Genomic DNA, 14,383 nt, shown 5'->3' with positions numbered 1-14,383 from the left:
GGCGGCGGTGCATTACTCCCCCCGCGCCCCTCTGGGGCCGGGCGGGGGGGGGGGGGGGGGGGGGCGCCCCCCCCCCCCCCCCCCCGCCGACGTGCAGATAGCCCAGTCGGTCGTACTGACGGCCCTTCACCTTGCCGTCCAGCCGCAGGACGACCTTGCTCCAGTGGTCGCCGCAGCCCTGCGGGGGCGTGTACGTTCCCCGGTACGGCGTGAAGTCGCGGAACTGGGCCTCGGCCAGGGTGACTTGGCAGGACTTGGCGTCCTTGGGCACGGACACCGGCGGGGCCGCGGTCACCGGGTCGTGCCAGTCGGTGCCGAACTCGGCCGGGACGTCGGCGGCACGGGCGGCGGGGGCACCCGTACCGAGGAGCGCGCTCGCCAGGAGGGTCGCTCCGGCGAGCATGGACATGACGATCCGTCTTCTCATGGCCGGTGTTCTACGGGGAGTTGACCGCCCACCGCAATGGCCGGACCGGCCGACGACCGGCCGACGACTGACCGACAACCGCCCGGTCGGCCCCCCGGACCGGTCGACCGCACACCAAAGGCACCTGACGGCTCATATGGTGCTATGAGAGGATCGCGCTGCCACAGTGCTGCCATGGAGATCATGACCGCTCGCCACGCCCTGCGCGCCGCCCTGGCGCTCACGGGAGCCGTCGCGCTCACCGGCACCGGCTGTTCCGCCGGTGTCCCGCACCGGGGCCACGGGTCCGCCGCCCCCGGCGCCTCGGCGGCCGCGTCCGGACCCGCCCCCTCCCCCGGCTCACCCGGCATCGGCGACCCGCTCATGCCGCTGGACGGCAACGGCGGCTACACGGTCCGCCGTTACACCCTCGACCTGGACTGGCGGGCCCCCGAGACCCCCTTCCCGGCCGGTACCACCATCAGCGCCACCGCCACCCAGGCCCTGTCCCGCTTCGACCTGGACTTCGCCGGCAACACGCTGCACCAGGTCACCGTCGACGGCGCGCCGGCCGCCGCCGTACGCGACGGCGACGAACTCGTGATCACACCCGCACGGCCGATCCCGCGCGGCAGCACGTTCACCGTCCGCGTCGCCTACACCGCCGACCCCACCCAGCGCCGGCAGCGCAGCGACGCGATCCGCGAGTACGGCTGGGTGCCCACCCCCGACGGCACGCTGATCTGCGCCCAGCCCGACGGCGCCAAGATGGTCTTCCCGGTGAACGACCATCCCAGCCTGCGGGCCCCCGTCACCTTCCGCATCACCACCCCGCCGGGTCTGAGCGCGGTGGCCAACGGCCGGCTCGTCGACCGCGTCCGGCGACCCGGCGGACGGGTCCGGTGGACGTACGACTCGGAGGAACCCATCGCGGCGCAGCTGGTCCAGATGGCGATCGGGAAGTTCGAGTTCGTCGACGGCAAGGGACCGCACGGCCTCCCCGTGCGCGACGTGGTCCCCGACGGCCTGGTCTCCGACACCGAAGCCGACCGCTCGCTCACCCCGCGGCACCTGGCCTGGCTGGAACAGCGTCTCGGCCCGTACCCGTTCCGCCGCTACGGCGTCCTCGTCGGCGACACCGACCTGCCGGTGGCGTTGGAGACGCAGTCGCTGTCCGTCGTCCCCAAGGACGACCTGCTGGGCGACCGGGTCGACGCCGAACGCAATCTCGTCCACGAGCTGACCCACCATTGGACCGGTGACAGCGTCGCCGTCAGGCGCTGGTCCGACCTGTGGCTGAGCGAGGGTCACGCCCGTTTCTACGAACGGCTGTACTCCGCCGAGCACGGCGGCGTGAGCATGGAGGACGCCATGCGGGCGGCCTACGAGCAGCACGACCAATGGCGCCACGACGACGGAGCCCCGGCCGAACCCACCGAGCCGACGCTGTTCAAGGTGATGCGCTACGACGGCTCGGCGCTGGTGCTGTATGCCCTGCGGGAGAAGGTCGGTGACGACACGTTCGGCCGGATCGAGCGCACCTGGGTGACCCGGTACCGGGGGCGCGCGGCCGGTACCCGGGACTTCGTCGCGCTCGCCTCCGAGGTCGCGGGCGAGGATCTGACGCTCTTTCTGACGCCGTGGCTGTACGGGCCCGACACGCCGCCGATGCCGGGCCACCCCGACTGGCACGTGGACCCGGTCGAGGACGTCGGGGACTGAGCCCGCACGGTGCGCGGCCGCCGCCGGATGCCGGACCGGTGCCCGCCGACCGGGTGGCCTGTGCCGGAGCGCTGGGCCACCCGGTCGACGCTCGGCGCGCCGTGCCGGGCCGGGCACGGAAACGTACGGGGGGTGACGTGACGGGCAATCTCCTTGCCCTGGTTGCGACGAGCGTGCTTGGAGACCCTCAGCAAGCGGTTGGAGACCCTCTGGTATGAGAAGAACTGTCGCTCCACGAGTGCCCGGTGCCCTCCGGACGTGCCGCCTGACGGCCTGCCTGATCGCGACGGCCGCGCTGCTGCCACCACTGCTGATCCTCCCGGCGTCCGGAGCCGACGAGGCGGAGGACCAGCGTCTTCAGAACGCCTTCACGGACGCCGCGCGCGAGTTCCACGTGCCGCGCAGTGTGCTCATGAGCGTGTCCTACATGCAGTCCCGCTGGGACACCCATCCCGGCACCCCGAGCGTCGCGGGGGGCTACGGTCCGATGCACCTGGTGGACACCGACCGCGCCCCGGCCGATGCACCGGCACCGGGCCCCTCCGCGCCCGACGGCCGCAAGGCCGACCCGCTCGCGGGAACGGCGTTCGCCGCGGGCGGTCACGCCGTGCAGCCGGCGAACCTGGAACGCGCCGCACGGCTGATCCAGGTCCCCGCCGGACAGCTGCGGACGGACGCCGTGGCCAACGTACGTGGCGGCGCGGCGCTGCTGGCCGCCGCCCAACGGCATCTCGGCAAGCCGCTCAGCGCCGACCCGGAGGCCTGGTGGCAGGCGGTGGAACGTTTCCCCGGTACGCGTGACGTCACGTCGGCGGCGACCTACGCCGACGACGTCTTCGGCCTGATCCGCCGGGGCGCGCACCGGACCACCGCGGAAGGGCAGGAGGTCACCCTCCCCGCCACCCCCGGCGTCAGAGCGCACCCCGGCCCGCAGCCCCCCAAACGGCCGAAGAACGTCGAGTGCCCGCCCGAACTGGCCTGCGACTGGCTCGCCGCGCCCTACGAGGAGATCGACGACGACGGCGACTACGGCAACCACGATCTCGCCGACCGGCCGCGGGACCAGCGGATCGAGTACATCGTCATCCACGACACCGAGTCGACGCTGCCGAACATGTTCAAGACCGTGCAGGACCCGACCGAGGCGTCCTGGCACTACTCGATCCGCTCCAGTGACGGCCACATCACCCAGCACGTCAGGACGAAGGACGAGGCCTGGCACTCGGGCAGCAAGTTCGTGAACGCCCGCTCGATCGGCATCGAGCACGAGGGTTTCCTCGCCCACCCCGGGACCTGGTACACGGAGCAGATGTACCGGTCCTCGGCCCGGCTGGTGCGCTACCTGGCGAAGAAGTACGGCGTCCCGATGGACCGCCAGCACATCTTCGGCCACGACAACGTGCCGTCCCCGACCGGCGACAGCATCCCCGAGATGCACGAGGACCCGGGGCCGTTCTGGGACTGGCGGCACTACTTCGACCTGCTCGGCGCACCGCTGAAGGCCACGGCCGGACCGGACAGCCCCATGGTGATGATCCTGCCGGACTACGCCACCCACAAACCGCGGTACACGGGGTGCGACGGCGACGGCAAACGGTGCCAGCCGCACGGCTCCAGCGCCGTCCGCCTGTACACCCGGCCGGACGAGAACGCTCCGCTGATCCAGGACCCGGGCCGCAGGCCGGACGGCGACCCGTCCACGGAGGACGTCAGCGACCTGGGTTCGCGGGTCTCCACCGGCCAGATCTTCGCCGTGGCCGACCGCAGCGGCGAGTGGACGGCGATCTGGTACCAGGGCAACAAGGCGTGGTTCAAGAACCCGGTGGTGCACCCGACGGCCGTCGGCGCGAGCGGCCGCATGGTGACGCCCAGGGAGGGCCTGGACGAGATCCCGGTGTTCGGCCGGGCCCTGCCGGAGGAGGAGGCGTACCCGGAGGGAGTGGAGGAGGAAGAGGAGTCGCCGCTGCCGTACAGCCTGCGGGCCGGCCAGCGGTACGTGACCCAGTCCGGTGTCGGCGGCTCCTACGTCGACCGGTCCACCTTCTCCGACACGCCCCAGCCGGTGGTCCTGGGCCATGAGCGGTACTACGAGATCCAGTTCGGCCACCGGCTCGCCTACGTCCGGGCGGACGACGTGGACCTGCTGGACGCGCAGACCGGGACGGTGGGTCCGGGCGGCGGCGAGGCGGGCCCGGCCGGACAGTGACGCCCTACCGGGCCCGGACCGCGGCCCGCGCTAGGACAGCAGGCTCGGCCTGTCCCCCATCACCACGACGGGGTCACGGGCCGGGTCGAGCGTGCGCAGCAGGTACTCCATGGCCTCCTTGGAAAGGCCGATGCACGCCGAGGTGCCGCTGCCGTGGTCGAGGTGCAGCCAGATGCCGCCGCCCCTGCCGTCGCCCCAGGGGTGGGTGGTGTCGTGCGGCGGGGTGCCCCGCAGGCGGTTGTAGTCGATGGCGATGACGTAGTCGAAGTCGTGCCGGTACGCCGGGCTCCAGTAGTGCGGGGGCGTGTAGAGGTCCCGGCCCTGGTCGTAGGAGAGCCGGGTGCCCGGGTCGGGGAGCACTCCGCCGGCGTCGGTGACGGTGAACACGCCGACCGGGCTGCGTCCGTCGCCCGCGTAGTGGTCGGTGGTCCAGCCGGCCCGCCCGTTGTGGGCAGGCCAGCTGCCCACCGGCTGCCAGCCGCCGTCCTCCCGGCTGTACAGCACGACCGTCGAGTCGGCCGAGTCCCTGTCCTCGCCGTACACGGCGACGACCTGGCCGGAGCGGTCGGGGATCTGCGCCTGCCAGCGCGCGCCGACGCCGGGCAGCCGGCCCGGATCCCCGACGGGCGCGGCCCGGGCAGCCCTGGGGGGTCTGGTGTGCGGCCCCGGCAGGCCGTTCTTCGCGCCGCCGCTCGGTGACGCCTCGCAGGCGCTCAGGGTCACCAGGACGGCCCCGAGGACCGCCGCCGTGGCGGTCGTCCGCCGGACGCTCTTGATCTGCACCCGACCATCCTGGCATCACATACCGGGCAATCTAATAAATCTCCCGACATTACGCGCGTGTTGGGTGACAGGCCCTGGCCGGAAGCGGGCGGATTTCGACGGCTCCCAGGGAAAACCGTTTGATTTCGACGACGCTCCGACGCGAACCTTTCACGGCTTGTCGCCACCTCCCCCGACCCGAGCCGCTGGGACACCATGCAGATTCAAGATCTTCCGTATTCCGATCCGGGCGTGCCGGACGCACGTTCGGGCCCCCGGTTCCTGTGGTGGCTGGGACGGAATCAGCTGGGCGGCCAGCTCAAGTCACTGGCCTGGGGCCTGCTGCACTTCGTGTCCGTCTCCGCCCTCCCGTTCTGTGTGGGTCTCGCCGTCCAGGCCGTCGTCGACCGCTCCGGCACCCGGCTGGCCCTGACGGGCGGTCTGCTGGTGCTGTGCGGCACGGCGATCGCCGTCGGCGACACCTTCCTGCACCGGGCCGCCGTCACCAACTGGATCACCGCGGCCGCCCGGGTCCAGCAACTGCTCGCCCGAAAGGCCACCCAGCTGGGCTCCGCGCTGACCCGGCGGGTGGCGGCAGGTGAGGTGGTGGCGGTCTCCACCGGCGACGTCGAGAAGATCGGCTGGTTCGTGGAGGCGGCCTCCCGCTTCACCGCCTCCGCTTTGACGGTCGTCGTGGTCGGCGTCTCCCTGCTCCTCTACCAGCCGGCCCTCGGCTGGATCGTCGCCGCGGGTCTGCCCCTGGTCTCGCTGTCCGTGCTGCCGCTGCTGCCCCGGGCCACCCGGCGCGCCGACCTCCAGCGCGCCAAGGCCGGCCGGGCCACGGAGCTGGCCTCGGACACCGTCGCGGGACTGCGCGTGCTGCGCGGCATCGGCGGCGAGGACCTCTTCCTCGACCGCTACCGCCGTGCCTCCCAGGAAGTACGGCACGCCGCCGTGCGCAGCGCCCGGATGTGGTCGCTGATCTCCGCGATCCAGGTGCTGCTGCCCGGGCTGCTGCTGATCGCGGTCGTCTGGCACGGCGTCCAGCTGGCCCGGCAGGGCCGCGTCACCGTCGGCGAGCTGGTCACCGTCTACAGCGCGGTCATGATCCTCAACTACCCGTTGCAGAACTTCACCGAGATCGCCATGGCCTACTCCTTCTCGCGCCCGTCCGCGAAACGGGCCGCCCGGGTGCTCTCCCTGGAGCGGGCCACCGACACCGGCGGCTCACGAGCGGACACCGTGCCGGACGGCGACCTGTACGACCCGGACACCGGTCTGCTCGCGCCCGCGGGCCGGCTGACCGCCGTGGTCTGCGGCGACCCCGACGCTGCCGGACGCCTCGCCGAACGGCTGGGCGGCCACCCCGCCGAGGCCGGCACCTCCGTACTGCTCGGCGGCGTACCGCTCGACGAACTGCCCCTGGAGGCCGCCCGCACCGCGGTGCTCGTCCAGGACAAGGACCCGGTACTGCTGTCCGGTTCCCTGCGGGAGCTGCTCGACGTGCCGGCCTCCGGGGCCGTGCGGGCCGAGGACGCGCTCGCCGCCGCCCAGTGCGCGGACGTCCTGGCGGCCCTGGTGCAGGGCTCGCTGGACGTCACCGACCCGCTGGACGCCCGGATCACCGAGCGGGGCCGGTCCCTGTCGGGCGGGCAGCGCCAGCGGCTCGCGCTGGCCCGGTCGCTGATCACCGACCCCGGGGTGCTCGTCCTGGACGAGCCCACCTCCGCCGTCGACTCGCACACCGAGGCCCGGATCGCGGAGGGCGTCCACGCGCTGCGGTCCGGCCGTACGACCGTGGTGTTCACCTCCTCGCCGCTGCTGCTCGACCGGGCCGACCGGGTGGTCCTCGTCCACGAGGGCGAGGTCGTGGCGGTCGGCGTGCACCGCGAACTGGTCCGCACCGAGCGGCGGTACCGGTCCGTCGTGACACGCGAGACGGACGACGAGACCGTGCTGCAAGGCGCGGCGCTGGAAGAGAACGAAGCCGCGCTGCGAGACCCGGCGCTGAAAGAGAACGACGCCGTGCTGCGAGGCAGGGCACTGGAAGAGATCGAGGAGAGCGCATGATCGGCGTCGCGCCACCGGCGTACGACCCGGCGGCCCCGACGACGGCCACCACCCTGCCCGTCGGCGCCACCGCGACCGTACGCGCCTACGTGGCCGAACTGTTCCGCCGGCACCGCCGGGCCTTCTCCCTCCTGATCGCCGTCAACACGGTGGCCGTGGTCTCCTCCATGGCCGGCCCGTACCTGCTCGGCGGGCTCGTCGAGCGGGTCTCGGACGGCGCCCGCGAACTCCATCTGGGCCTGACCATCGGCCTGTTCGTGCTCGCGCTCGCCGTCCAGGCAGTCTTCGTGCGCGAGGTGCGGCTGCGGGGTGCCGTGCTGGGCGAGCGGATGCTGGCCGACCTGCGCGAGGACTTCCTGGTCCGGTCGGTCGGGCTGCCGCCGGGCGTCCTGGAACGGGCGGGCACGGGCGACCTGCTGTCCCGGATCACCACGGACATCGACCGGCTGGCCAACGCCATGCGGGAGGCCGTGCCGCAGCTGTCGATCGGCGTGGTGTGGGTCGTGCTGCTGATCGGCGGGCTCGCCGTCACCGCTCCGCCGCTGGCCGCCAGCGTGCTGCTCGCCCTGCCGGTACTGGTGGTCGCCTGCCGCTGGTACTTCCGGCGGGCGCCCGCCGGCTACCGCTCCGAGGCCGCCGGATACGCGTCCGTGGCCGCCGCCCTCGCGGAGTCCGTGGACGCCGGGCACACCATCGAGGCACACCGGCTCGGCGCCCGCCGCATCGCCCTGTCCGATCGCCGGGTCAAGGAGTGGACGTCCTGGGAGCGGTACACCCTGTGGCTGCGGTCGGTGCTGTTCCCGGCGATCAACGCCACCCACGTCACGATCCTCGGCTCGGTGCTGATGATCGGCGGCGCCTTCGTCCTGAAGGGCTGGCTCGACGTCGGCCAGCTGACCACGGGCGCGCTCATCGCCCAGATGCTCGTCGACCCGGTGAACCTGATCCTGCGCTGGTACGACGAGGTCCAGGTCGCCCAGGTGTCGCTGGCCCGGCTGGTCGGCGTCCGGGACATCGAGCCGGACGCCGGGGACGCCGCACTGGCCCCCGCCGGCCGCGAGGTGCACGCGGACGAGGTCCGCTTCGGCTACCTCCAGGGCGTCGACGTGCTGCGCGAGGTCTCCCTGGAGGTCGCGCCCGGCACCCGGCTGGCCCTGGTCGGCCCCTCGGGCGCGGGCAAGTCCACCCTCGGCCGGCTGCTCGCCGGGATCTACGCGCCCCGGGACGGCCGGATCACCCTGGGCGGCGCGGAACTGTCCCGGATGACCGCCGAGCGGGTCCGTTCCCATGTCGCCCTCGTCAACCAGGAGCACCACGTCTTCGTGGGCTCCCTGCGCGACAACCTGCTGCTCGCCAGGACCGACGCGGCGGACGCCGAACTCTGGGCGGCCCTCGGCGCGGTCGACGCGGACGGCTGGGCACGGGCCCTGGCGGAGGGACTGGACACCGAGGTCGGCTCGGGTGGGCTCGCGCTGACCCCGGCGCAGGCGCAGCAGATCGCGCTGGCCCGGCTGGTGCTGGCCGACCCGCACACGCTGGTCCTGGACGAGGCGACCTCGCTCCTGGACCCGCGCGCCGCCCGTCATCTGGAGCGGTCCCTGGCCCGGGTCCTGGACGGCCGCACCGTCGTCGCCATCGCCCACCGGCTGCACACCGCCCATGACGCGGACGTCATCGCCGTGGTCGAGAACGGCCGGATCAGCGAGCTCGGCAGCCACGAGGCACTGGTGGCTGCCGATGGCGCCTACGCGGCGCTGTGGCGGTCCTGGCACGGGTGACCGGCCGCGGCACGGGGTGCGGCACGGGGTGTGCGCCGCAGGTCGCACCCCGTGCCGTTGCGCGGGTGCGAGCAGGGGTGGAAGGCTGGAGAGCGGCACCGGTTCGGGGGCCGGACGGGAACCGTGCGGTTCCCGTCGCGTACCCGTGCCGAGCGTGCCGGCGATCCGCCCCGCGGACCGCGTCCTCACTCCCTGGAGGTAGCCGTGACCACCGCCGACGGATGGGGGGACGACGTCTACCAGCCCGACGGATCCGAGATCCGTGAGGACACGGGGCTGCTCGACGTGGAGGACACGCTGGAGTCCGACGGCGTCAGCGATCCCCTGGACCGTGGCTGGTCCCCGCCCGAGCGGCCGTGGGCGGTGGAGCACACCGGGGTGACCGCCGCGGAGCGCCACCGAGGCGAGACGCTGGACCAGCGGCTCGCCGAGGAACTGCCCGACCCGGCCGTCCGTGACGACGACGGCATCGGCGACTGCCAGGGCAGCGACGGCGAGCTCCTGGACAACGAGGTCGGCGACCTGCGCTCCGGCCGGCTCGTGGCCCCGAACGAGGGGACGCACGAGGACGACGAGAACGGCCTCGTCGCCACCGACATCGGCATCGACGGCGCCGGGGCCTCCGCCGAGGAGGCCGCGATGCACATCGTCGACGAGGACACCGCCTACGGCTGAGCCCGCCCGCCCCTGCCCGCCCGCCCCGTCCTTCGAGGAGCCGCCATGCAGCAGGACAAGCACCCCGACTACCATCCCGTGGTCTTCCGCGACCGCGCCGCCGGATACGCCTTCCTGACCCGGTCCACCGCGACCAGCGACCAGACCATCGACTGGGACGACGGCCAGTCCTACCCGGTGGTCGACGTGGAGATCTCGTCCGAGAGCCACCCCTTCTACACCGGGAAGGCCCGCACGGTGGACTCCGAGGGCCGCGTCGCCGCGTTCGAGCGCCGCTACGGGAGCGGCTCGGGGACGGCGGGCTGACCCTCGGGGCCCGGCCGGCCGCTGGGTCAGATCACGTTCAGGGCGGCCGCGCAGCCTATGCCGCCGAGCACCATGAACACCGGCATGAGCACCTTCAGCTCGACCCAGCTGCCGGCGCGGAAGCGCATCACCTTCGGCGGGCCCAGCGGGTACCAGCGCCTGCGGCCGATCGGGATCGGCCACAGGACCGGGCATCCGGAGACCGTCAGCGCGTCCCCGATGTCGTGCACCAGCGCCCCCAGCACCACCGGCAGCCCCAGCCACAGGTACCCCTGGCCGGGCTGGGTGAACAGCCAGTCCGAGCCGTTGCCCGGCTTGTCCAGGACGCCGGCCAGGATCCAGGCGCTGGTGGCCGCCAGCAGCCACACCAGAACGTCGCTGCTGGAGCCTCGCGCCGCCCGCCACAGCAGGCCCTCGATCGCCAGCACCATGTGCGCGAAGAGGATCGCCAGCACCGCCCAGCGGCCACCGAGGATCGCCGCGGCCGAGCAGCTCCCGCCGATGAACGCAGCCCATACCCAGGTGTGCGTCAGCGTCCGGTGGCCGCCGTTGCGGCGCGGGTCGCCCGCCATCCGGGTCGCCTTGTAGACGGCATAGGACAGCTTGTCCACGATCTCGCAGACCCAGCGCGAGAGCGGTCCGAAGGCCCGCGAGATGGTCGCCGCCTTGTGGTCGAGGTCCGGGGCGAGCGCGGCGCCGGCGCAGATCAGCGCTCCGACCAGCAGCACCGGCCAGGGCATCGTATGTCCGGTCGCCGCCGCCGCGGCTCCTACGCCGAGCCAGGCGGCGGCCCCCGACAGTGAGTGTGCTGGTCCCATCATGGCCGTTGCCCGCCCCATTCCTCGTAATCCGCTGTCCAGTTGACCGGGTGCGATGACGCTCCGTCGGCGACACAGCGTAGCGGCCATGATCTTCGTGCTCGAAGCCGATTCCCCCCTCGGGGGGTGGGCCAGGCAAGATGGGTGCGTGACCCTCATCGATCAGCTGCCGCCGACCGCCGACCCCGACGCCCTCTACGAAGCCTTCGAAGCCTGGGCGCAGGAGCGCGGTCTCACGCTCTACCCCCACCAGGAGGAGGCGCTGATCGAGGCGGTCTCCGGGGCGAACGTGATCGTGTCGACGCCGACCGGCTCCGGCAAGAGCATGATCGCCGCGGGCGCGCACTTCGCCGCGCTGGCCCGCGACGAGGTCACCTTCTACACGGCCCCGATCAAGGCGCTGGTGTCGGAGAAGTTCTTCGAGCTGTGCAAGCTCTTCGGCACCGAGAACGTCGGCATGCTCACCGGCGACGCCTCCGTGAACTCCGACGCGCCCGTCATCTGCTGCACCGCCGAGGTGCTCGCCTCCATCGCGCTGCGCGACGGGAAGCAGGCGGACGTCGGCCAGGTCGTCATGGACGAGTTCCACTTCTACGCCGAGGGCGACCGCGGCTGGGCCTGGCAGATCCCGCTCCTCGAACTGCCGCAGGCGCAGTTCATCCTGATGTCGGCCACCCTCGGCGACGTCTCCTTCTTCGAGAAGGACCTGGCCCGCCGCACCGGCCGCCCCACCGCGGTGGTCCGCTCGGCGACCCGCCCGGTGCCGCTCTCCTACGAGTACCAGCTCACCCCGATGACCGAGACGCTCACCGAGCTCCTGGAGAGCAGGCAGGCGCCGGTGTACATCGTGCACTTCACCCAGGCGCAGGCGGTGGAGCGGGCGCAGGCACTGATGAGCATCAACATGTCCTCGAAGGAGGAGAAGGAGCAGATCGCCGAGCTGATCGGCAACTTCCGCTTCACCACCAAGTTCGGCCAGAACCTCTCCCGTTACGTCCGCCACGGCATCGGCGTGCACCACGCCGGCATGCTCCCCAAGTACCGGCGGCTGGTGGAGAAGCTCGCGCAGGCCGGTCTGCTGAAGGTCATCTGCGGTACCGACACCCTGGGCGTGGGCGTCAACGTGCCCATCCGCACGGTGCTGTTCACCGCCCTCACCAAGTACGACGGCAACCGCGTGCGCACCCTGCGCGCCCGGGAGTTCCACCAGATCGCCGGCCGCGCGGGGCGCGCGGGGTTCGACACCGCCGGTCTGGTGGTCGCGCAGGCGCCCGAGCACGTCATCGAGAACGAGAAGGCGCTGGCGAAGGCGGGCGACGACCCGAAGAAACGGCGCAAGGTGGTGCGCAAGAAGGCGCCGGAGGGCTTCGTCGGCTGGACGGAGAACACCTTCGAGAAGCTGATCGCGTCCGAGCCGGAGCCGCTGACGTCCCGGTTCCGGGTGACGCACACGATGCTGCTGTCGGTGATCGCCCGCCCGGGCAACGCCTTCGAGGCGATGCGCCATCTGCTGGAGGACAACCACGAGCCGCGCAAGCAGCAGCTGCGGCACATCCGCCGGGCGATCGCGATCTACCGTTCGCTGCTCGACGGCGGCATCGTCGAGAAGCTCGACGAGCCCGACGCCACCGGCCGGATCGTCCGGCTCACGGTCGACCTCCAGCAGGACTTCGCGCTCAACCAGCCGCTGTCCACGTTCGCCCTCGCCGCGTTCGAACTCCTCGACCCCGAATCGCCGTCGTACGCCCTCGACATGGTGTCCGTCGTGGAGTCCACCCTGGACGACCCGCGGCAGATCCTGGCCGCCCAGATGAACAAGGCGAAGGGCGAGGCCGTGGCCGCGATGAAGGCGGACGGCGTCGAGTACGAGGAGCGCATGGAGCGCCTCCAGGACGTCAGCTACCCGAAGCCTCTGGAAGAGCTGCTCTTCCACGCCTACAACACCTACCGCAAGAGCCACCCCTGGGTCGGCGACCATCCGCTGTCGCCGAAGTCGGTCATCCGCGACATGTACGAACGGGCGCTGACCTTCACGGAGTTGGTGTCGCTCTACGAGCTGGCCCGCACCGAGGGCATCGTGCTGCGCTACCTCGCGAGCGCCTACAAGGCCCTCGACCACAACATCCCGGACGACCTGAAGTCCGAGGACCTGCAGGACCTGATCGAGTGGCTGGGCGAGACGGTCCGGCAGGTCGACTCCAGCCTGCTGGACGAGTGGGAGCAGCTCGCCAACCCGGAGGAGATGACCGCCGAGGAGGCCCAGGAGAAGGCCGACGAGGTCAAGCCGGTCACCGCCAACGCGCGTGCCTTCCGGGTCCTGGTGCGCAACGCGATGTTCCGGCGCGTGGAGCTCGCCGCCCTCGACCAGGTCGACGAACTGGGCGAGATGGACGCGGACTCCGGCTGGGACGCCGAGGCCTGGGGCGAGGCGATGGACAAGTACTGGGACGAGTACGAGGACCTCGGCACCGGCCCCGACGCCCGCGGCCCGAAGCTGCTCGTGATCCAGGAGGAGCCGCGGGACGCGCTGTGGCGGGTCCGGCAGATCTTCGACGACCCGAACGACGACCACGACTGGGGCATCAGCGCGGAGATCGACCTGACCGCCTCCGACGCCGAGGGCCGCGCGGTCGTCCGCGTCACCGACGTCGGCCAGCTCTGAGCACAGGCCCCGGAACAGGTTCGAGTACAGCCACCGGCACAGGAGAATCCAACCCATGACCAACCCGGCCGAGAGACTGGTCGACCTGCTCGACCTGGAGCAGATCGAGGTCAACATCTTCCGAGGCCGCAGTCCCCAGGAGTCCCTCCAGCGGGTCTTCGGCGGACAGGTGGCCGGCCAGGCGCTGGTCGCCGCCAGCCGCACCACGGAGGGCGACCGGCCGGTGCACTCGCTGCACGCGTACTTCCTGCGCCCGGGCCGGCCCGGCGTCCCGATCGTGTACCAGGTCGAACGGGTCCGGGACGGGCGGTCGTTCACGACGCGCCGGGTCACCGCCGTGCAGCAGGGCCGCACGATCTTCAATCTGACCGCCTCCTTCCACAAGCCCGAGGTGGGAGCTTTCGAGCACCAGCTGCCGCCGGCCCGCGAGGTGCCGCACCCGGAGTCGCTGCCGACGCTCGCCGAGGAGATCCGCAAGCATCTGGGCGAGCTGCCCGAGCAGTTGGAGCGGATGGCACGCCGCCAGCCCTTCGACATCCGCTATGTCGACCGGCTGCGCTGGCACTCCGAGGAGATAGCGGGCGCCGAGCCGCGCAGCGCGGTGTGGATGCGCGCGGTCGGCCCGCTGGGCGACGATCCGCTGGTGCACACCTGCGCACTGACCTACGCCAGTGACATGACCCTCCTGGACGCGGTCCGCGTCCCCGTCGAACCGCTGTGGGGGCCAAGGAACTTCGACATCGCCTCGCTGGACCACGCCATGTGGTTCCACCGGCCGTTCCGCGCGGACGAGTGGTTCCTGTACGAGCAGGAGTCTCCCGTCGCCACGGGCGGGCTGGGCCTGGCCCGCGGGCGGGTCTACGACCTCGACGGGCGGCTGCTGGTGTCGGTCGTCCAGGAGGGGTTGTTCCGCGCGCTCTAGCGGCAGCGGACGGCGTCTGCCGGACGGCAGGACACCGGTGCGGTCCGGGCCGTCGG

Annotated in this window: 11 protein-coding genes; 8 read left to right on the top strand and 3 right to left on the bottom strand. The window is 72.2% G+C overall.

The annotated features are described in order from the left end of the window. Positions 1-427, bottom strand: a 427-nt coding sequence (locus ACWGKQ_RS04710; protein ID WP_453290405.1) for a peptide-N4-asparagine amidase, incomplete at its 3' end; no start/stop codon positions are given. Between the two features lie 363 nt (positions 428-790). On the opposite strand from ACWGKQ_RS04710, the gene ACWGKQ_RS04705 reads away from it, so the two are divergent. Further along, on the top strand, positions 791-2,128 hold the full coding sequence (locus ACWGKQ_RS04705; RefSeq protein WP_453290524.1) for a M1 family metallopeptidase: 1,338 nt from the start codon (positions 791-793) through the stop codon (positions 2,126-2,128). A gap of 214 nt (positions 2,129-2,342) precedes the next feature. Further along, the gene (locus tag ACWGKQ_RS04700) at positions 2,343-4,334 is read left to right on the top strand and encodes an N-acetylmuramoyl-L-alanine amidase (RefSeq protein ID WP_453290404.1); all 1,992 of its coding nucleotides are present in this window, start codon (positions 2,343-2,345) and stop codon (positions 4,332-4,334) included. Between the two features lie 30 nt (positions 4,335-4,364). Here the strand turns inward: ACWGKQ_RS04700 and ACWGKQ_RS04695 are convergent, their stop codons facing one another. After that, on the bottom strand, positions 4,365-5,117 hold the full coding sequence (locus ACWGKQ_RS04695; protein ID WP_453290403.1) for a L,D-transpeptidase family protein: 753 nt from the start codon (positions 5,115-5,117) through the stop codon (positions 4,365-4,367). Positions 5,118-5,312: 195 nt separating this feature from the next. Between ACWGKQ_RS04695 and ACWGKQ_RS04690 the strand changes: the two genes are divergently transcribed. The 4 genes from ACWGKQ_RS04690 to ACWGKQ_RS04675 all read left to right on the top strand — a co-directional run bounded on the left by ACWGKQ_RS04690 (position 5,313) and on the right by ACWGKQ_RS04675 (position 9,925). Then, positions 5,313-7,166: an ABC transporter transmembrane domain-containing protein gene (locus ACWGKQ_RS04690; RefSeq protein ID WP_453290402.1), complete on the top strand. Its 1,854-nt coding sequence runs from the start codon at positions 5,313-5,315 to the stop codon at positions 7,164-7,166. Beyond that, positions 7,163-8,944 (top strand): ABC transporter ATP-binding protein, encoded by a 1,782-nt coding sequence (locus ACWGKQ_RS04685; RefSeq protein WP_453290401.1) that lies wholly within the window; start codon positions 7,163-7,165, stop codon positions 8,942-8,944. Before ACWGKQ_RS04690 ends, ACWGKQ_RS04685 begins: the two co-directional genes overlap by 4 nt. A gap of 204 nt (positions 8,945-9,148) precedes the next feature. Continuing rightward, positions 9,149-9,619 carry a DUF5709 domain-containing protein gene (locus ACWGKQ_RS04680; protein WP_453290400.1) on the top strand — a complete coding sequence of 157 codons (471 nt, stop codon included), beginning with the start codon at positions 9,149-9,151 and terminating at the stop codon, positions 9,617-9,619. A 45-nt stretch (positions 9,620-9,664) separates the two neighbouring features. Then, positions 9,665-9,925: a type B 50S ribosomal protein L31 gene (locus ACWGKQ_RS04675; protein ID WP_453290399.1), complete on the top strand. Its 261-nt coding sequence runs from the start codon at positions 9,665-9,667 to the stop codon at positions 9,923-9,925. Positions 9,926-9,951: 26 nt separating this feature from the next. Here ACWGKQ_RS04675 and ACWGKQ_RS04670 read toward each other — a convergent pair whose 3' ends face one another. Continuing rightward, positions 9,952-10,746, bottom strand: coding sequence for a metal-dependent hydrolase (locus ACWGKQ_RS04670; RefSeq protein ID WP_453290398.1), 795 nt, complete (start codon positions 10,744-10,746; stop codon positions 9,952-9,954). A gap of 145 nt (positions 10,747-10,891) precedes the next feature. On the opposite strand from ACWGKQ_RS04670, the gene ACWGKQ_RS04665 reads away from it, so the two are divergent. Both ACWGKQ_RS04665 and ACWGKQ_RS04660 read left to right on the top strand, forming a co-directional pair. Beyond that, positions 10,892-13,405 carry a DEAD/DEAH box helicase gene (locus ACWGKQ_RS04665; RefSeq protein WP_453290397.1) on the top strand — a complete coding sequence of 838 codons (2,514 nt, stop codon included), beginning with the start codon at positions 10,892-10,894 and terminating at the stop codon, positions 13,403-13,405. A 55-nt stretch (positions 13,406-13,460) separates the two neighbouring features. Beyond that, the gene (locus ACWGKQ_RS04660) at positions 13,461-14,327 is read left to right on the top strand and encodes an acyl-CoA thioesterase (RefSeq protein WP_453290396.1); all 867 of its coding nucleotides are present in this window, start codon (positions 13,461-13,463) and stop codon (positions 14,325-14,327) included. Positions 14,328-14,383 lie beyond the last annotated feature (56 nt).

This window comes from Streptomyces sp. NPDC054770 (assembly GCF_053611985.1).
The sequence above is the reverse complement of the archived record's forward strand: the minus strand, read 5'-3'. Positions and strand labels throughout refer to the sequence as shown.